The sequence below is a fragment of the Dehalobacter sp. genome (assembly GCF_030063005.1).
In the GTDB taxonomy this organism is placed as follows: Bacteria; Bacillota; Desulfitobacteriia; order Desulfitobacteriales; family Syntrophobotulaceae; genus Dehalobacter; species Dehalobacter restrictus.
The window spans coordinates 80553-99524 of the sequence record NZ_JAPDHR010000014.1 but is presented as its reverse complement, the minus strand read 5'-3'; the positions used below and the strand labels follow the sequence as shown (position 1 = coordinate 99524).

The following is an 18972-nucleotide window of genomic DNA, read 5'->3' as shown; positions in this document are numbered from 1 at the left end:
TGAATCGGCTATTTTTAACAGGTACTATACCTGTTATTCCCAGTATTTTGACAGACTCAATGAAACCCCACTATATTTACTCTGTCAAAGGTTGCATTTACTTTGACCGCTCACCAAATGAAAAAATCCTTCGTCTCTCGTCTCTCGTCTCTCGTGCCAGCCTTTTCCGCCGCACTCCCGGCATTTTTCAGTGTTCCTGGCAGCTAAGGTCTGACCTTCTTTTTTGCGTGTTACCTCAACGAGCCCCAGCCTGGTGCGCCCCACTACTTTACATTTGACCTTATCCTGTTTAAAAGACTTTTCCAGCATTTCCAGCAGCTGATTCCAATCCTCATTTTGTTCCATGTCAATAAAATCGACGATAATAATCCCGCTAAGGTTTCTAAGTCTTATCTGCCTGGATATTTCTGTAGCAGCCTCCATATTCAGACTCTGCAGGGTATGCTGCAGGGAGCTTTCTCCAGTGTATTTTCCGGAGTTGACGTCAATGGCGGTCAGGGCTTCAGTCTGTTCAATCACCAGATAGCCTCCGCTTTCAAGCGGGACCTTGGGTTTTAATGCTTTCAGGATTTCATCACCGATATGATAGCGTTCAAACAAATTCCCTTTAAAGTCAGTCCATATTTTCCCGGAAACTGAGCATCTGACTTCCCGGAGCTTTGTCCGTAGCAGCTCGGCCATTTCCCCGTCATCGGTAATAATCCTGGTTACCTCTTCGTCGATCGTTTCTCTTAACAGACGGGACAATGGGTCGCTGCTGCTGTAAATCAGTCCCTTGCCAGACTTGCTTTTGATTCTTTCCGTTAAGGTCTGATTGATTTCTAAAATCTTTTCAATATCATCAGCCAGTTCTTTTTCCGCAACGCCTTCCGCCATCGTCCGGACAATCAGACCAGCATTCTCAATGCTGAGATTCTGGGCAAGTTGATTAAGACGTTCTCTTTCTGTTTCATCCGTTATTTTACGTGAAATCCCCAAATATCCGCGATTCCCGGGCAAGAGTACCACAAAACGCCCGGGCAGTGAAAGATTGGTCGTAACTCTTGCTCCTTTATTACCGACAGCTTCCCGGGTGACCTGAACAATCACCTCCTGGCCTTCTTTTAAGAGGCTCTCGATCGGTGGCACCGGCGATCCGGGTACATTTTGCACCTGGACATATTCTGGATTGACAATATCCCCTGCATAGAGGAAGGCATTCTTCTCGAGCCCAATATCGATGAAAGCAGCCTGTATGCCTGTAACAATATTACTGACCTTCCCCTTGTAGATATTGCCGGCCAAACGGGATTCTCTTCCGGAATCATCCAGGACTTCTGCCAGTCTGCCTTCTTCCAGTACCGCAGCCCTCATCCGATGATCCTCAGTGGTAATGACAATCTCTTTCAATCTTATCCCTGCTTTCAGGCTTAGTATCAAATCCAAATTTCTAAGATGACACTATATCGTTGCGATCACTTCGAGTGGGTTTCTGAGCATCCCGTCGGACTGTTCGATAAACAGGCCTTCCCTTGTTGTCGTTACGCCTGAAATATCTACCGGAAGTCCTTCCATGTTTTTTAGACTTTCCAGGATTTCAACCGGCCGGACTGAACCAGCGTTTCCGGTAATAATATCCAGGCGCAGTTGTACATGATAATTCTGAGCATCCGCAGAAATAACCCCTTCTTCAGAAATCAGTGTTATGGTTTTAACAAACGGACGAATATTCCGCTCTATTTTTTTGCCCTGCTGATAGCGAATCCCTGTTGCTTCGTCCCTGTTCAGCCAGTTCCGGCAAGCTTTACGGAGTTCTTCTGCCTCGACCGGACGAAGGAGAGGCGCTTCGGTCCGGTATCTGGCAAGATTAATCACAGCCATCAGTGCCTTGCTTCCCTTTACTGCGATCCCAGCGCCTATGATTTTTATGCCCTCGGGCAACTGGCTCTGAAGCCGCTCAACGATATTCCCAATATCACATGCTCCGGCTTCTGTTGCTTCTCCAGCTTCTTCCCGAATAGCGTCCTTTTCTTGTTCTTTATTCTCTTTGACTTCAATATCGACATATTCCTGTTCTCCTTCCACACCGACTGGCAAAGGGGGACCAAAAGCAATCTTCGGATGAGGATTGAATCCTTCGGAAAAAGCCACTTCAATTTGGGCTCTGCGCAGGGCCCTGTCCAACATTCTGGTTAAATCCAGATGCGCAATATACCGGGCTTCACCTTTCTTGGTGTAGGCCAGCCTTATCTTCATCATAACCGCCTCTTTTCCAATCTTTCCAAGATATAAATATCAGAGCTATCTTCCAAAGCTTTGTTGTAAAGCCTTTCTTTATTCCGGCATGTTTGTAAAAAAGCCGAATACATTACTTGTAAACGAGGAGGGATTTCAATGCAATTTTCTTCTGGCGAACAGACGCCGCTAAGATTGCTGGATGAGGCCAACTTCTGGAAACACCAGGAATATGAGCATACGAACGTCATCCGGGAAATCGTGCCGGATCTGGAAAGAAAATTTGTCGAAGAACTTAAAGAATGGGAACAGGCTCTGACAAGGACGCATAGCCAGGTTGTCCAGCTCACTGAAACATTGGTCAGATATGGAAATACGCAACCGGTTGTCGCCGATCAGGCACTTCGTCTGATCAGCTTTTCTCTTGAACAAAGCGGCCGGTTTGTAAAATTCCTTTTTGAAATTCTAGATTTGAGTCAGGCAGTCAAGAAGAATCCGACTGCTGCAGCTGTAATCAAACACATCATCCGTGAATCTGAATATTTCATCGGGATCACCCAGACCATCTGCAGTCAAGGCTAGGTTCTGTATAAAGTTAAAGCGCACTGAATTTTACGGGTCTGGCCAGATCCGGACAGACTCCGCAGTGGCTGCATTTTTCCCGGCAATCAGGTGTGACAGCTTCAGTCAGGGCCTTTTTATATTCTCCAAGCAAGTAGGATTTCTTGACACCTGAGTTCAGATGGTCCCAGGGAAGGATCTCATCCTCTGATATCCGCCTGTTGGCATAGAAATGCGGGTCAATGCCGATTTCCTCCATTCCCTGCTTCCACAGATCATACCGAAAATGCTCACTCCACCCGTCAAATTTGCAACCTGCGTTAACCGCCCATTCCAGTAGCTCCGCAACTTTGCGGTCACCCTTGGCAAATATGGCTTCCAGAAAGCTTGCTTCTACATCGTGGTAGATAAACTTGATCCGGTAATCCCGCAGTTTCTTGCGGAGGTATTCCTGTTTTTCTCTAAGAGTCACCATGGAATCCTGTGCTGCCCATTGAAAAGGCGTATGCGGTTTGGGAACAAACGAACTTGCCGAAACTGTGATCCTGCAGCCGCGTTTCCCAAGTTTTCTGGACAACTCTAGGACTTTTCTGGCCTGTTCGACGATTCCGTCCAAGTCCTCATAGGTTTCGGTCGGTAGTCCAATCATATAATACAGCTTGATACTGCTCCATCCTCCTTTAAAGGATGCTTCTGCCGTCCTTAAAAGATCCTCTTCCGTTACGCCTTTATTGATAACATCCCTTAAGCGCTGGGTTCCGGCTTCCGGTGCAAAGGTCAGTCCGGATTTGCGTACTTTTTGGACCTGTTCGGCAATCTCAACATCAAATGAATCCAGGCGGAGTGAGGGAAGGGATACACTGACCCCTTTGGGTTCCATTTTAGCCATCAGACCTTTAAGGACACCGTTGATGCAAGTATAATCACTGGTCGACAGCGAAACAAGTGAGATTTCTTCATAACCGGTGGCCTTGATGGATTTCTCCGCCTGTTCCAGCAATGCTTCAGGAGACCGTTCCCGAAGCGGCCTGTAGATCATTCCGGCCTGACAAAAGCGGCATCCCCTGGTGCAACCCCTCATGACCTCAAGCATTACCCTGTCATGAATAGCCTCCGTATACGGGACAATCACTTTTTCCGGGAAGTAGGCCGAGCTGAAGTCCCGCAACACCGCCTTTCTGACCGTCTCAGAAATTCCTTCCCTGACTGTGATTTGCTGGATTGAACCATCAGGTTTGTATTCGGCCTCATAAAAACCCGGCACATAGATTCCCTGAATCTGGGCCAGTTCGACCAGAATAGCTTCCTTCAGTTTTCCGTTTTTCCTGGCTTGCTGAATCACGTGAAGAACTGCGGGAAATTGTTCTTCCCCTTCCCCCAGGAAAAAGAAATCTACAAAAGGCGCCAGAGGTTCAGGATTGTAGGCACATGGACCACCGGCAAATATAAAGGGATACGCACCCCCACTTTCCGTCCCGTTTTTTCTGTCTTCGGATTTTAACGGTATCCCGCTGAGCTTTAGGACATTTAATAAATTGGTATAGCTGAGCTCATATTGCAGCGTGAAAGCGACCACATCAAAATCCAGCAGAGGACGAAAAGATTCCAGTGTGTAAAGCGGGATTCCTCCCTGCTTTAACTTTTCTTCCATATCCGGCCATGGAGCAAAGGCCCTTTCACAGAGAAACTCTTCATAAGAATTGATGCGGCCGTACAGGATACGTAACGCAAGATTGGACATGCCGACTTCATATACATCAGGAAAGACAAATGCCACCCGTACATCTGTCTTTTCCCAGTCTTTTTTTACCATATTCCATTCACCACCGACATAACGACCGGGCTTAATCACCTGCGGTAAAATCCGGTCGAGTTTCTGGCGAATCCATTCACGATCCTTCTGATTCATATGTATTTCCCCCTTGAGCCTATTTATCCAGGCAGGTCTTCATAATATATACGCTTTCGGCAGCATAAAGGCTTTGACCTGCCTTTATGCCATCCATGGCATCGTAACACTAGGCCATCCATAGCCCTCGTGTGCCGCGCTCAGCATCCCTGTTCCGCTTGACGTTGTCTATATATTACGGAGACGGATTACTTAATTGTGGATAAATTATTATAGCACAGCACCTTATTCTTAAGCAAAAACCTACCTTCCAGGCGCAGAAGGGCTTTCTTTTTGTCCAGGCCGCCGGCATAACCGGTAAGTTTTCCATTGCCGCCAATCACACGGTGACACGGAATTAAAATGGAGATCGGATTATGCCCGACTGCACTGCCTACCGCCTGAGCGGACATCGTTGTTAACCCCCGGGCCAGAGCAATACGTTGGGCAATTTCCCCGTAAGTTATGACTTTCCCATACGGTATCTGCAGCAGTATCTCCCAGACAGCCTTCTGGAAGTCGGTCCCCACAGGAGCCAGATACAAATCCATTTTGGGAACTGAAATACCTGCCATGATACCTTTCGCATTTCTTTCCGTGCTTGCCGCCTGTTCCTCTTCCCAAGCTTGTCCTTCTTGTCCCGAAAAATAAAAATCCAGCCGCCGACGCAGCGTCTCAAAAACAGGATATTCCCGATTCTCTGTCCATTCGGAAGTAACGGCAGGATAATGCTTCTGGCCAATGAACCATAAACCGCTTAGCTTATCTTGGACTGCCGCAGCTGTCATTTTTCCAAGAGGTGTATTCACAGTGCAGGTATAGGTCATGTTCGTTTTCATGTTGACAGGGTACCAGCTCCCTTCACCTATTTGAATAGCCGGTCTGCCAGTCCAACCCTCTTCGAGCTGAAAAGACAGAGTGACGAATTCTCAGATAGGATAATATAATACAGTAATTGCTCGTATGAAAGCAAGCGAAAAGAAGTATTGGAGGGGAAATTATGTTCAAATACGCCGATGCGCTGTTATTTCCAGTAGAAGTCAATTATCCAGACCCGCAGTTCGGCCGGATCATGCTGGAACATTACGGCGGGAAAGATAGCGAGTTCTCCGCAGCCACCCAGTATATGAATCACCGTGCTAATATGCCCAACCACTTTGTAAGGGAGTTATTGGGTCTTATCGCAGCAGAAGAACATAGCCATATGGAGATGATTGCTGAGGCGATTAACAGACTTGGAGGACCACCACTTTGCTACGTCAATTCCGAGGGTATACCCTGGGACCTGACCTATGTCGATCAAAGCCTTGATCCTGTTGCGATGCTGCAGGCCGATGCTGAAGCTGAGATCCGCGCAAAAATGCTTTATGACACACATTTGACAATGACCAGCGATCCTGGTCTGAAAAAGATGATTCGCTTTCTGGGTGACAGAGAAGATGTCCACAAACACCTTTTTGAAAAGTCCCAAGCTATGATCCTTCAGGGTGCTGCCCCAGGAAGTTTTAGCACATTAATCAGGGAATATCGAATGAGCTTCCCAGTCTGAATGCTTCTCTATATTTACCGGTGCATGATATTTACATGCTTTTGGATCATTACCACAGTATTCCATTCTATATGATCTTTTTTTATTCTTCTTTTAATTTTCCGACCATGCAATTGAGTCCAAAATCCATCATGCCCTGGATAACTTCAGTCTCACTTAGCATTCTTTCGATCTTATCGTCTTTACCCATTACACTGACGAGACTGAAATGATCAGCAGAAAACTTATCAATAATCTGTTTAAGCGCAGTGTCCCTACTTACCGCGAGACTCCTTCCAGGCATCAGCCCCTGCGCCAAAAGACGCTCTTTCTTGCGGCAGAGCTGCTTTAAAAAAACAATTCTGGCATTGTCCAGCTCTTTGCCGCTGCCAATCCAGAAAAAGATGCCAAGAACAATAAAAAGAATCGGTTCATAAATATAGAAGCCCATTCCCTGCATCAGGAAACCAGCAAAAACAAAAGCACCCCCAAGGCATTTACCGGCTGCCGCCAGGAACCGGGTGGTCGGGACAAAACCAAAAGACCCCGCCAGCAGGCCACGGACAATTCTACCACCGTCAAGCGGCAGAACAGGAAGCAGGTTAAAGGCTGCCAGCCAGAAATTTGTTTTGGCAAATTCCAACGCCCATGCTCCGCTTAAGATTCCGTTTTCACGAAGAATCTGAATAAAAAAGAACAACACGACATTGACGGCCGGACCAGCAAAAGCAATAATTGTCTCCTCCTTCTTTTTCCCTTCAAAACTGTCGTCAAGAACGGCCGTCCCCCCATAGGGATAGAGCTCGATACTCCTACACCTGATCCCGTAACCTCTTGCAGCAAGTATATGACAGGCTTCATGAACAATAACCAGACTAAAGACTAGAAGCGCCCTGACAACCTGACCAGCAAGCATACATAGGATTAACAGGATGATAAAGGTCGGGTGAACTTTAACTTTCATCTTGATCCCCCTCTGTCCCCATCCCTAGCAGATCGATTAAAAAGTATTAAGTACAATCGGGATTTTTGAATTTATATACTAGTTCTGAATTAGGTATGTCAAGGGGTCGACCGGCTGACCGTCTTTTTGCAGTTCTAGGTAGAGCCAGGGTTTTTCCTGTGCTGAACTGACTCCGACTGTCCCCAATTTTTTCCCCATCGAAACAGGTTCACCCCGTTCAACATTAATATCGCCAAAATTCCCCAAAAGGCCTTCCCAGCCATTGCCAAAGTTGATCCGTATCACTTTTCCGAGTTTTTTATTTTCACTGACTTCGAGTACAACTCCTTCCTGGGGGCAGAGCACAGCAGTCCCCAGCGCACTTTCAATTTCAATTCCGCTGCTGATCGTCCCATCCTCATCTGTACTCTCAAACGCTACCTTGACAGCTCCGGCTACAGGTGGATAAAAAATCTCTTCTTTTACAGAATTCACCGGCAGGCTTTCAGAGTTCTGAAGGCCTATTGCTTCTTTTGCCATCGTGTTTAATGCCACATAGATATTTCCACTGCTCATACCGCCTTGATAAACAGCATAGACACCTTTGGAAACAAAGTCCTCTCCGCTGGCACTGAAAACAATCGTTAAAAACAAAAAAGCCGAAAGAAGTACTCTTTTCTGACTGCCGTTCCAATCGGCCAAAAGACCTCCGGAAGGTTTTTTATTGAAATAAGTCCGATGATCTTTCCAGTCGCTCCTGACATATTCCTGATCATCCCTGTAACCACGTCCGATCTCCCGGGCAGCCTTTTCAAATTCCCAGTCATCCCAGCGCTCAAACGGATCCATTCATCCACCGCCTTATAAAGGTTTTCCTTCAGGGAGACAACCCTAATAAAGAATATGAACAAATACGCAAAAAAGAACATCTTCCTGACGAAAATGTTCTTTTAGAAATTTCTTTACAGATTTGAATAATGGCTTGTAAACTTTTATCGTTGAAGATGTCAGAACATTCGTCGTTCTCCTCTGCGACTTACGCTTAAGACAAGCCCGACCGCTAGCATATTTGCCCACATCGAGCTGCCGCCGGAAGTAATAAACGGCAGAGGAATTCCGGTGACAGGCATGATTCCTGAAGCCATCCCAACATTGATGAAAACATGGAAAACAATCATTGCTACGACTCCGGAGACAATCAGGACCCCATACCTGTCTCTCGATTTGGTGGCTACGGTAACCATCCGCAAAAGCAGGATGCAGAATATAAACAACAGTATCGATGTTCCGATAAAGCCAAATTCCTCGCCCACAACTGAAAAAATAAAGTCTGTATGATGCTCAGGTAAAAAATTATATTGGGCCTGGGTGCCTTGCTGGTACCCTTTGCCCCAAATGCCTCCGGAACCTATGGCCCAAACCGACTGAATAACATGATATCCATCCCCTGAAGTATCCTTGGCGGGATCCAGAAAAGCAATAAACCGGTTAATCTGATAATCTTTCAAAGGCAACGGCAATCCTTCCAGAAATTTCAGCGGTCCGGGAAGGTTCGTGGCTAAGTGCAATGCAACAGCACCAATGGCCGCCCCAATGCAGCCGACAATCACCGCCCCAAATTTAATCGGATTCGCTCCGGCAACAAACATCATTCCAATAAAAATCGCCCCGAACACCATCGCAGTCCCCAAATCAGGCTGAAGAAATATTAATAAAGTAGGCGGCAGTACAAACAGCAGGGGTAGAATAAAATCCTTTACATTATTCAGCTTTCCTTCCCTCTCATTGAGAAAGCTGGCAAACGTAACAATCAGCAGCACTTTGGCAAATTCCGAGGGCTGAATGCTTTGCGTAGAGGTGATAGGTATCCAGCGCTGCGCACCCTTCGCTTCAGAACCAAAAGCAAAAACGAGAAGAAGCAGGAATATATTGAAAGCGTAGATCCAGATACCGATCTTTTTATAGTTTTCATAATCAGTAAACGCAACAATGACTGCAAGAACAATTCCTGTAGCGATCCAGACCACCTGAGTTTTCACATAATGATACGGGTCTGACGCCATAACATTGATGGAAGCCGTGCTTAAGATCAGCAGGCTCGCCCCTAAAAGCAGTACAACTGCCAGGACCATTCCAAGATCGAGACCTCTGATAAAATTCCAATTTCTTTCTTTTATCATACAATACTCCATATATCGGCTGCTACCAAAGATTATATCACAGATCTCTCCGTTCACAATGATAACTTGACAAGTATGGGTTTTTTCTTACTAAAATACGTTGAACATCTTCATCCCGGCCCGACTCCAGCCGTCCAGGCTTACGAGACAAACCTCATATAGACAGCCTGTCCTAAATTCGAATGCGCATTCAAAATCGCCTCCGGGGGCGAATTTGGGACAGGCCTGATCCCCATACATCGATGTAAAGTCTTGTTCACAAAAAAAGAAGCTTAATGCTTCCTTTTTGTTTGACTTGAGCGATTTACTCACGAAATCGACTGTGTTCTCTCCATATAGTCCCTTCTAATTTTCTTTACAGGAACACTGGCCATCAGCGCGACTTCCCTCTCATCTTGATTCAGGTATACCTCCAACCCCTCTTCGTTGATCACCATATAATTCGATATCACCTTGACCAGATCTTCTTTTAAGCGATTCATCAGGTAGGGCGATATCGTGGCACGGTCATGAACCAGAACCAGCCGCAGCCGATCTTTGGCCTGACTACGGCTTCCGGAATTGTCCTTGCCCAGCACACGATATAATAATTCCCACAACATAATTACCTCCCCCCAGTGCAGGGCTAGCGTATGCCAACTAAATTTTTCAGTTTATCCATCAGGGAATTCGATACATCCAGATTCATTAATGGGACTTCTTCGCCTCTTACCCTCTGTGCAATCCTCCGGTAAGCTTCGCCCGCTTTGGAAACGCCGTCCATGACTGCGGGTTCTCCTCTGTTGGTCGATACAATAATCTTCTCGTCCTCCGGTACCACACCAAGAAGATCAATAGCCAGGATATCAACGATATCCTCAATGTCCATCATGTCCCCTTGTTTAACCATCCGTGGTCTGATTCTATTAATAATTAGTTTTGGATTACGCAGATCCGAACTTTCCAATAGTCCGATAATTCTGTCGGCATCGCGGACAGCACTGACCTCCGGCGTCGTAACGACAATTGCTTTGTCCGCACCGGCGATTGCATTGTAAAAGCCTTGCTCAATCCCAGCCGGACAATCGATCAGCGTATAATCAAATTCTTCACGGAGCTCTTCGCAGAGAACCTCCATCTCGTCGGGGCTTACTGCTGTTTTGTCTTTCGTCTGAGCAGCCGGAAGCAGATGCAGGCTGTTGAACCGCTTGTCCTTAATGAGTGCTTGTTTGATCCTGCAGCTGCCGCTTGTAACATCGACAATATCATAGACGATCCTATTCTCGAGGCCCATAACAACATCAAGATTGCGAAGGCCGATATCCGTGTCGACCAATACAACTTTAAATCCGGCAAAAGCCAGGGCTGTCCCCAAATTTGCTGTTGTAGTAGTTTTCCCTACGCCACCTTTCCCTGAAGTTACTACAATTGTTTCACCCATAACCAAGCCTGCCTTTCATCATAAATGATTAATGCATTGTCTTACATTTTAGTTATAATTTCCCATTTCCAAGTAAAAAATAAATCCCCTCTTCAGAATTCCAACCAGTACCTTGTTAGCCCAGCGTGAGCTTTGATCTGTTTCTGTGTAAGAAGATTCTACAATCCCGTTTGCTTTTCCTTTCGCAAAGAGAAAAAACCGAGGATCAAATTCCCCGGTATTTCTTATTTATATGACTATTTCCAGCCAAAATAATATTTAAACGCTGCTTTCGCGACATAACCCGATGTTTCACTGCCGTGTCCGCCATATTCCACCACGCCGGCAAACGCGATCTGGGGATTGTCATACGGTGCAAACGCGACAAACATTCCGTTATAAGCTTCTTCTTTGGACGTTCCCTTCGAACCGATCTGGGCCGTACCGGTCTTACCGCCGCCGGTGAACTCCGGTATATCTCTGAAAAGCCAGGCCGCTGTCCCCCCACCGCTCGTTACTTCCGACATTGCTTTTTTGATCGTTTCAATATTTTGTTGGGAAACAGAAACTTCGTTTAGAACTTCCGGCTGGTTCTGCTGGACGATTTTCCCGGTCACAGGGTCAAGAATCTTGTCCACAACATAAGGCTTGTAATGTTTTCCGCCATTGACAATGGTCGCGACATAGTTAGCCATCTGAAGAATTGAATAGTGGTTTGCGCCTTGACCAATCGAACTATTATAACTGTCGTACAACCGCCAGTTTACATACTCATTAATGTTATTTTTATATTCCTGTTCGGCCTGAGCAATTTCATCTTCTTTATCATGCTGAAGCTTATTTTTCTCATCCTGATCTTTTGCACTGGCCAGAAGCTGCGCATATTTATCCCCAATTTCCTGAAGCTTTTCTTCTCTTTTTTTATCGTAATAAGGTTTATAATAAGATTTCTTCCAGGCTGGAGAAGGCACATTCCCTTCCGCTTCATACGGTAAATCAACACCGCTGTTAACACCTAAGCCAAATTCATTGGCAATTTTTTTGATCAGCTCAGGATTTTTTTCAAAAACCCTGCGGCCAATAATTTGAAAATAGATATTGGAAGAATGTGCAAGGCCGCTATAAAGGTTCACCCTGCCAAAATTATTTCCACCCCACTCGGCAACCCCTGCACTTTGCACATCCGGGGACCCCAGCGAAGACAAGGTATCCATGAAAGTATCGTCCGGCGTAACAACACCAGCTTCCAGAGCAGCCATTCCCGTAATCATCTTAAAAGTCGAACCGGGAGGATACGTACCGGTCAGCGCCCGGTTAAATGACGCGGCATCTTCACTGCTGAAATACTTTTGAGCAGTTTCCTCCGAAATTGTCCCGATCAGGTCATTCGGATCCATGAAAGGACGGGAAGCCATGGCCAGTATTTTGCCTGTATTAACATCGATGACTACCGCCGCGCCGGCCTGGGCATCAGGATGGGTCTTCTGAATATCCTTGATCACTCTGTCCAGTTCGTTCTCCACGACACGCTGCATCTTGCTGTCTAAGGTCAGCTGCAGGGTATAACCCGCCTGGGCTTCCTGGAGCGTTTCTTTGTCGATCGGCCTCGCGTTGCTGTCGACGCTGACAATTTCTACACCATGACTGCCGCGCAGCCAGGTATCGTAACTTTTTTCCACACCCATTTTCCCTACAAGGTCACCCTGAGTGTAGCGATATTCATCATCATTGGACTCTGCCTGCTCATTGAATTGTTCAATTTCACTCTCGCTTATTTCCCGAACATAGCCTAAGATCTGACCAAGCAGTGTCTTTTGCGGATAAACCCTTTCCGCTATCGGTTCAATGCTGACGCCGGGCAGCTCATTGCTGTGCTCGGCGATAATCGCCTGTAGTTCTTTCGGTATATCTTCCAGAATGACAACCGTCTTGTAGCTCTTCCACTGCTGGTTACGAATCATCACCAAAAGATCCTCGGTAATCAATTCTACCGATTGGTTCGGATAAGGCCAGTACGGTTTAATATATTCTGCGAGATTAGCAACAACATCTTTCCAGTTGGTGTTCACTTTCTGCAGGTCCGTCCAGTCCAGGGTCAGCGCAAACTTCGGCACGCTTTGGGCCAAAACGATATTGTTGCTGTCCACAATCTCCCCGCGGACTGCGGACGTCGTGACCGTTTTCATCACATTACCGGCAGCCAGATCCGAATAATAGGACGCTTTGGCAATCTGCAGCCACCATAGATTAAATCCTAAAATTAAAAAAAGAAGAACGACAACCACACTGAGCCAGGTTAATCGCCTCTGATAGGGTTGTCTCTCCCTTTCTTCCATCGTGTTCATCTCCTATTAAGCAATCATGTTTAACCAACACTATAATTGTTGTTCGATCTTCTTTTTAGGCTGCAAAATTCCTTCTGTAAAAGACTTGTGGACGAAGGGATAGGTAAGCGGAACCAATAGGCAGTTGTAGAAAGAAATGCCCAGAATGACCTTTACAGCATCGCCGAGGTACCAGTTAAGTCCAGCGGTGGTTGCAATCAAGGCCATCAGGGTCTGCCCGAGAACCGTTACGATAAAGACGAGTACCATGGTAAGCGGAATGTTTTCTCTGTACCAGCGCTGCTGAAGCATACTGATCAGCAGTGCAACGACAGCTAAAATGATCGCATAGAGTCCGATATACCTTCCGAGATAGAAATCCACAATCAGGCCGATCACAAACCCATACACAATTCCCTGAGCCGGTCGGTGGTGCAGAGCGATATAAATAACCCAGAGCATGGCCAAATCAGGTTTTATGCCGGCCCATGACCAATAATGGAAGATTGTCCCCGGGAGGATGAGACAGACAATAAGAATCAGTAACATTACGATAAAACGTTTCATCGACTGCCCTCCGGAATGCTCACTACATAGACTTCCTCCAGAGAATCAAAATCAACAATGGGTTCGATCGAGGCTACCTTCAGCAAGCCTTTCGCATCAATTTTAATCTCGGTAACAACACCAATCGGAATGTCCTTGGGATAGACCTCTCCTAAACCCGAAGTATATACCAAATCTCCTGCATTGACTTCATCGTCCTGCCGGAAATTCATTTCGAGTTCTCCTGAGGAATTCAGCCTGGTGTTTTTCTTATACGTACCTTTGACAATCCCAAAAATTGCCTCACCTTTATTACCCCTGGCAAAGGCGCCAACCTGTCCCTCTCCGTCGAGTAGCAGTAAAACATCCGAGGTCTTCGGGGTGACAGAAATGACTTTCCCGACCAGACCCAGATTGGCAACAACAGGATTACCCACTTTTACGCCGTGATCACTGCCTTTATTGACGGTGACTGTCTGATACCAGGCTGAAGGATTACGGTTTATAATGGTGGCTCCAATTTTCTCATAGCTCTCCAGCGAGGGACTTTGAAAAACAGCATCAAGTTCCTGATAGCGCAGGGCAGCCAGTACCTGTTGTTTGAGCTGAAGATTGTCTCCCGTGAGCGTTTCTACCTGTTTACGAAGTTCCTCATTTTCTGCTTTGACAGTCCGAAAACTGAAAATCGCCCGAAAATTATCTTTAATCCCATCTCCCAGATTCCAAATCGCACTTTCTATCGGTGAAAGTACTCTTTGCATGGCGTTCCCGACAGGGTTCGGAGACTGACTGCCGAGTCCGGTCAAATGGATCGTCGTCAAAGTGATCAGCAGAACAGCAAAAACGAGAACGGCTATACCCATGGGATTTATTTTTTTCCCCACCGATTTCTCCTCCCGCTTTTAATTCTTCTGCATAGCGGCAATCCTTCTTAGAATTTCCTCATTCTCAAGCACTTTACCGGTACCCAGTGCAACGCAGGAAAGCGGATCCTCAGCAAGGTGGACGGGTATCCCTGTCTGATCGGCAATTAGCCTGTCCAGATTTCTTAACAGTGATCCGCCTCCCGCCATAATAATGCCTCTGTCCATGATATCTGCCGCCAGTTCCGGAGGTGTTTTCTCAAGGCAGTTCTTTACCGCATCAACAATAGCATTTACCGGCTCATTTAAGGCTTCAACAATTTCTTCGGAAGTAATCTCAACGTTCTTGGGGAGACCTGTCAGGAGATCGCGTCCTTTGATGGCATACGTCAAACCTTTTTCCGGCATATAGGCCGCTCCGATCTCCATTTTGATGTTCTCAGCCGACTGATAACCGACGGAGAGGTTATAAGTTTTCTTGATATACGCAATAATGGCATCATCCATCTCATCTCCGGCTACCCGGATCGAGCCGGCTGTAACGATGCCTCCCATCGAGATCACGGCGACTTCAGTTGTGCCTCCGCCGATATCGACAATCATATTGCCGGTAGGATCACTCACGGGCAGGCCTGCTCCGATGGCGGCAGCCATTGGCTCTTCCATAATGATCGGATCTTTTGCTCCGGCTGCAAGAGCTGCTTCCTTGACAGCTCTTTTTTCAACTGCGGTAACTCCGGACGGCACACAAATGACGACCCGGGGCCGCGCAAATAAGAATTTTGATCCTAAAGCCCTGTTGATAAAATATTTAAGCATTTTTTGAGTAACATTGAAATCCGAGATTACGCCGTCTTTCAACGGTCTGATGGCAACAATATTTCCCGGAGTTCTTCCGATCATCTCCTTGGCTCTGTCTCCAACCGCCAGAGGCTCGTTCTTCTCTATATCCATAGCAACCACTGAAGGCTCCCGTACTATGATTCCTTTGCCTTTCATATGTACAAGGGTATTGGCGGTTCCCAGATCGATTCCGAGGTCCTTGGAAAAAACCATGTTTTGTAAATCTCCCTTCAAGATAAATCATTTCAAATTTCAAGTGATGCCTGGCAGTCTTTTCTCAGTCTCCCACAAAGTGGAATTTTTCATACCATATTTCGTATTGCTATGGCATCGTTTTATTATATCATTTTTTTGCATCAAATTAATGAATATTTCCTATTTTTCAATATTTTTTTATATTTGTGGTGATCTTTCGACAGTGGTACTGTTAGGCTAAAGGTCGGGCTAGATGATCCCCTGTTCTTTCAGGCTGACATACTTTTTATCCCCAATGATGATATGATCCAATACCTCAATCCCTAATATTTTTCCGCCTTCGGCAAGCCTTTTGGTAATATCAAGGTCTTCCCTGCTGGGCGAAGGATCGCCGCTCGGATGATTATGCAGCAAAATAATTGTATTCGTGTTACGCCGGATGGCATCCTTAAAACACTCCCTGGGATGCACAATGGATGAATTGAGAGACCCGACCGATACAGGACTTATGCCCAGTACATTGTTCCGGGTGCTTAAGTGTATGATCCTGAAGTGTTCCCGGTCGAGCTTCCGCATCTCCTCCATGACCAGATCGGCCGCGTCTGATGGCGTGTTGATCACCGGGCGTGACATGGGATCAGCGCAGACACTCCGTTTGCCGATTTCCAAGGCTGCCTTGACTTGAGCCGCTTTGGCTGGTCCTATGCCGTGAACCTGTTTTAATTCATCAACAGATAATCTGGCCAGGCCAGTCAGTCCGCCCGTTTCCGTCAAGATTCGTTCAGATAGTTCCAGGACATTTTCCCCTCTTGAACCGGTTCTCAGCAGTATCGCCAGTATTTCTTTGGTGGATAGGTTTTCCGAACCATGCTGATGAAGACGTTCCCTTGGTTTTAAATCTTCAGGCAAGTCCTTTAGCCGGCGGTAATTCATCTCTTTTTCCTCGTATTTTAAGGTACCTTTTATTTTTTAGGGGAAATCCCCTTATCCTCAAGCTTTCGCACCAGAAGCTCCATCGGCAGTCCAACCACATTCGACCAGGAACCACTGACTGCTGTCACAAACCCGCCAGCTCCGCCCTGAATCCCGTAAGCGGCGGCTTTATCCATCGGTTCCCCTGTCATAATATAATCCTTGATTTCCTGAACCTTCAGCTCCCGAAAAGACACAGTTGTAATCTCAACAGCAGTCTCTACGCTGATCTGCCGAACCTTGTCCATTGCGGCTAACGCAATTGCGGTCATCACCCGGTGTGTTTTTCCGCTTAAGTTAAGAAGCATTCGTTCCGCTTCCTCCTCGTCAGCAGGCTTTCCGAGCACAATATGGTCCAGCACCACAAGGGTATCGGCGCCTAAAACCAAATCATCGGCCGAACCGCTTAAATCAAGCCACGCTTCAAATCCGGAAAGTGCCTTGCGTCTGGCAAGATCCTGTACGCCTGTCTCAGGCCAAACATCCGGTGGAAGAACTTCGTCGACCGGAGCACTGACAAGTCTGAAGTCATATCCCCATTCCTCCAGAAGCTCACGCCTCCGCGGCGAAGCCGAAGCCAAAATCAACATCATTCTGTCACATCCTAAGCATCTTTCTATTCCTTCAAAATCATCTACATCGCTATAAACAATTAATACTTACGAAGCCCTCCTGCCCGAACTTATGATCAGTCTATGGGCCACCGTTCCGCTGTGAACGGAGCATGAATGAAGTAAATATTTAACAAGCCAGGGTCATCGTCCCCCGGCTGTTAAGTCTTCTATTAGTCTAGCACTATTCCCTTTTTTTGACAAGTCTAGCGTGTATTGGCACTTTTGCGACAAAAATGCAAAAGTCTATGCCTTGCCCTGAGAGCTCAAGATAACCAGATAGAGCGCATCGAGCAGCGCTTTGGCGCTGGCCTTAATAATATTGCTGGATACCCCGATCGTTCCCCAGGTATTGACGCCATGCTTTGTTTCAACCACAACCCGGACAACTGAACCTGTGCCCCGGGAACCGTCAAGAACCCTAACTTTATAGTCCGTCAGCTCACTCTCTTCAATAGCCGGGAAAAAGGCACCCAAAGTGCTTCTGAGAGCTTGGTCAAGTGCATGAACCGGCCCGTCTCCCTCGGCTGCAATATGAACCTGCTTGTCTCCGACCTGCACTTTCACAACCGCTACAGAGTCGAGCTCACCGCGCAGCGGATCACTCCAAACGTGATAGTCTTCGAGTGTAAACGGCTGTTCGTATTTGCCGAGGATCTCCAGTAATAGCAGATCCAGGCTTCCCTCTGCCGTCTCATACTGGAATCCTTCGTTTTCGGCATTCTTAATTCTTTCCATCGCCAGTTCCACGAGCGGATCATCTTTTTCAATCTCAGGTTTGAACCGGCGCATTTTCAAGCACAAATTTGCTTTTCCGGATTGATCGGAGATCAGAACCCGGCGTTCATTCCCGACCGAAGCAGGGTCAATGTGCTCAAAGGTTTTGTTATTCTTCATGACCGCGTCGACATGCATACCCGCTTTATGAGCAAAAGCGCTTCTGCCCACAAACGGCTGTTTCTCATCAAACGGATAATTGGCGAGTTCCGCCACATACCTGCTTAAATAAGAAATATTGTGCAGAACATCAGGTTCAAGCAGTTGATAACCTAATTTCAGCTGCAGCCAGGGTATCAGCGTGCTTAAATTCGCATTGCCGCAGCGTTCCCCGAAGCCGTTCCAGGTTCCCTGGATCTGATCCACTCCTGCCTCAACAGCCGCCAACGTATTTACGACAGCCAGCCCTCCATCATTGTGAGTATGAATACCGAGTACGGCAGGGGAAAGCTCCTGCCTGACAACTTGCACCCCGTTCGTGATCTCCCTGGTATAGGTACCGCCATTCGTGTCGCAGAGGACAAGTCCTTTCGCTCCGCCAAGCATGGCGGCTTCCAGACAGCTTAACGCAAACGCAGGGTCGTCCTGCCAACCGTCAAAATAGTGTTCTGCATCAAAGAAGACTTCCTTGCCGGCTTTCACAAGATATTCAACAGATTCTCTGATGATTCTTAAGTTTTCCTGCGGGTTTGTTCTTAAGACCGTTTCAACATGAAGTTTCCATGTCTTCCCAAAGATCGTCAGGGTATTCGCTCCGGAAGCAATCAGTCCGTTCAATGAATCACTTTTTTCCGGAGATTCGCCGACCCTGCAGGTGCTGCCGAATGCAACGACCCTCGTCCGGAAACGCCAGTCCTGACTTTCGGCAGAATCCGCCCAGGAGGCCATCGCACGGTAAAACTCATCATCTTTGGGATTCGCACCCGGCCAGCCGGCTTCCACATAGTCGATGCCGGCTTCAATCATTTTCTGCATATAGAAAAGTTTATCTTTGGCTGAGAAGTGAACGCCTTCTCCCTGAGCTCCGTCCCTCAGCGTCGTGTCGTAAATTGAAATACGCTTGTCTGCCATTCTCTTCCCTCCCAAAAGCTCTCTGTGCATCTTAAAAATTGCTTAAAAATGTTTAAT

General features: G+C 46.8%; 18 protein-coding genes. 2 read left to right on the top strand and 16 right to left on the bottom strand.

Annotated features, from left to right (window positions below; genetic code table 11):
* Positions 1–84: 84 nt before the first annotated feature.
* Complete coding sequence (locus OKX56_RS04490) at positions 85–1389, bottom strand: Rne/Rng family ribonuclease (protein ID WP_025206111.1); 1305 nt, start codon at positions 1387–1389, stop codon at positions 85–87.
* Between the two features lie 51 nt (positions 1390–1440).
* Positions 1441–2238 (bottom strand): TIGR03936 family radical SAM-associated protein, encoded by a 798-nt coding sequence (locus tag OKX56_RS04485; protein WP_242836955.1) that lies wholly within the window; start codon positions 2236–2238, stop codon positions 1441–1443.
* 135 nt (positions 2239–2373) lie between these two features.
* Between OKX56_RS04485 and OKX56_RS04480 the strand changes: the two genes are divergently transcribed.
* Complete coding sequence (locus tag OKX56_RS04480) at positions 2374–2796, top strand: DUF2935 domain-containing protein (protein WP_019224799.1); 423 nt, start codon at positions 2374–2376, stop codon at positions 2794–2796.
* A gap of 13 nt (positions 2797–2809) precedes the next feature.
* On the opposite strand, the gene OKX56_RS04475 is transcribed toward OKX56_RS04480, so the two are convergent.
* The gene (locus OKX56_RS04475) at positions 2810–4684 is read right to left on the bottom strand and encodes a TIGR03960 family B12-binding radical SAM protein (protein WP_019224798.1); all 1875 of its coding nucleotides are present in this window, start codon (positions 4682–4684) and stop codon (positions 2810–2812) included.
* A gap of 188 nt (positions 4685–4872) precedes the next feature.
* Positions 4873–5502, bottom strand: coding sequence for a methylated-DNA--[protein]-cysteine S-methyltransferase (locus OKX56_RS04470; protein WP_019224797.1), 630 nt, complete (start codon positions 5500–5502; stop codon positions 4873–4875).
* 161 nt (positions 5503–5663) lie between these two features.
* Here OKX56_RS04470 and OKX56_RS04465 point away from each other — a divergent pair, with 161 nt between their 5' ends.
* Positions 5664–6212 carry a manganese catalase family protein gene (locus OKX56_RS04465; protein ID WP_019224796.1) on the top strand — a complete coding sequence of 183 codons (549 nt, stop codon included), beginning with the start codon at positions 5664–5666 and terminating at the stop codon, positions 6210–6212.
* An 82-nt stretch (positions 6213–6294) separates the two neighbouring features.
* Here the strand turns inward: OKX56_RS04465 and OKX56_RS04460 are convergent, their stop codons facing one another.
* The 12 genes from OKX56_RS04460 to cimA form a co-directional block, all read right to left on the bottom strand.
* Complete coding sequence (locus OKX56_RS04460; protein WP_019224795.1) at positions 6295–7155, bottom strand: M50 family metallopeptidase; 861 nt, start codon at positions 7153–7155, stop codon at positions 6295–6297.
* Between the two features lie 78 nt (positions 7156–7233).
* Positions 7234–7983 (bottom strand): murein hydrolase activator EnvC family protein, encoded by a 750-nt coding sequence (locus tag OKX56_RS04455; protein WP_019224794.1) that lies wholly within the window; start codon positions 7981–7983, stop codon positions 7234–7236.
* 158 nt (positions 7984–8141) lie between these two features.
* Entirely contained in the window at positions 8142–9314 is a 1173-nt protein-coding gene (gene rodA / locus OKX56_RS04450) for a rod shape-determining protein RodA (protein WP_025206113.1), read from the bottom strand.
* A 308-nt stretch (positions 9315–9622) separates the two neighbouring features.
* Entirely contained in the window at positions 9623–9916 is a 294-nt protein-coding gene (gene minE, locus OKX56_RS04445; protein WP_019224791.1) for a cell division topological specificity factor MinE, read from the bottom strand.
* A gap of 23 nt (positions 9917–9939) precedes the next feature.
* Positions 9940–10734 (bottom strand): septum site-determining protein MinD, encoded by a 795-nt coding sequence (gene minD / locus OKX56_RS04440; protein ID WP_287895754.1) that lies wholly within the window; start codon positions 10732–10734, stop codon positions 9940–9942.
* Between the two features lie 236 nt (positions 10735–10970).
* On the bottom strand, positions 10971–13049 hold the full coding sequence (gene mrdA / locus OKX56_RS04435; RefSeq protein ID WP_287895752.1) for a penicillin-binding protein 2: 2079 nt from the start codon (positions 13047–13049) through the stop codon (positions 10971–10973).
* Between the two features lie 39 nt (positions 13050–13088).
* The gene (gene mreD / locus OKX56_RS04430; RefSeq protein WP_287895750.1) at positions 13089–13604 is read right to left on the bottom strand and encodes a rod shape-determining protein MreD; all 516 of its coding nucleotides are present in this window, start codon (positions 13602–13604) and stop codon (positions 13089–13091) included.
* Complete coding sequence (gene mreC / locus OKX56_RS04425; protein ID WP_287895748.1) at positions 13601–14467, bottom strand: rod shape-determining protein MreC; 867 nt, start codon at positions 14465–14467, stop codon at positions 13601–13603. Before mreC ends, mreD begins: the two co-directional genes overlap by 4 nt.
* 18 nt (positions 14468–14485) lie before the next feature.
* Positions 14486–15502, bottom strand: a complete 1017-nt coding sequence (locus OKX56_RS04420; protein ID WP_015044646.1) for a rod shape-determining protein — start codon at positions 15500–15502, stop codon at positions 14486–14488.
* A gap of 231 nt (positions 15503–15733) precedes the next feature.
* Positions 15734–16417, bottom strand: a complete 684-nt coding sequence (radC, locus tag OKX56_RS04415) for a RadC family protein (protein ID WP_287895746.1) — start codon at positions 16415–16417, stop codon at positions 15734–15736.
* Positions 16418–16446: 29 nt separating this feature from the next.
* Complete coding sequence (locus OKX56_RS04410; RefSeq protein WP_287895744.1) at positions 16447–17049, bottom strand: Maf family protein; 603 nt, start codon at positions 17047–17049, stop codon at positions 16447–16449.
* A gap of 264 nt (positions 17050–17313) precedes the next feature.
* Entirely contained in the window at positions 17314–18915 is a 1602-nt protein-coding gene (gene cimA / locus OKX56_RS04405; RefSeq protein WP_287895743.1) for a citramalate synthase, read from the bottom strand.
* Between the last annotated feature and the right edge of the window lie 57 nt (positions 18916–18972).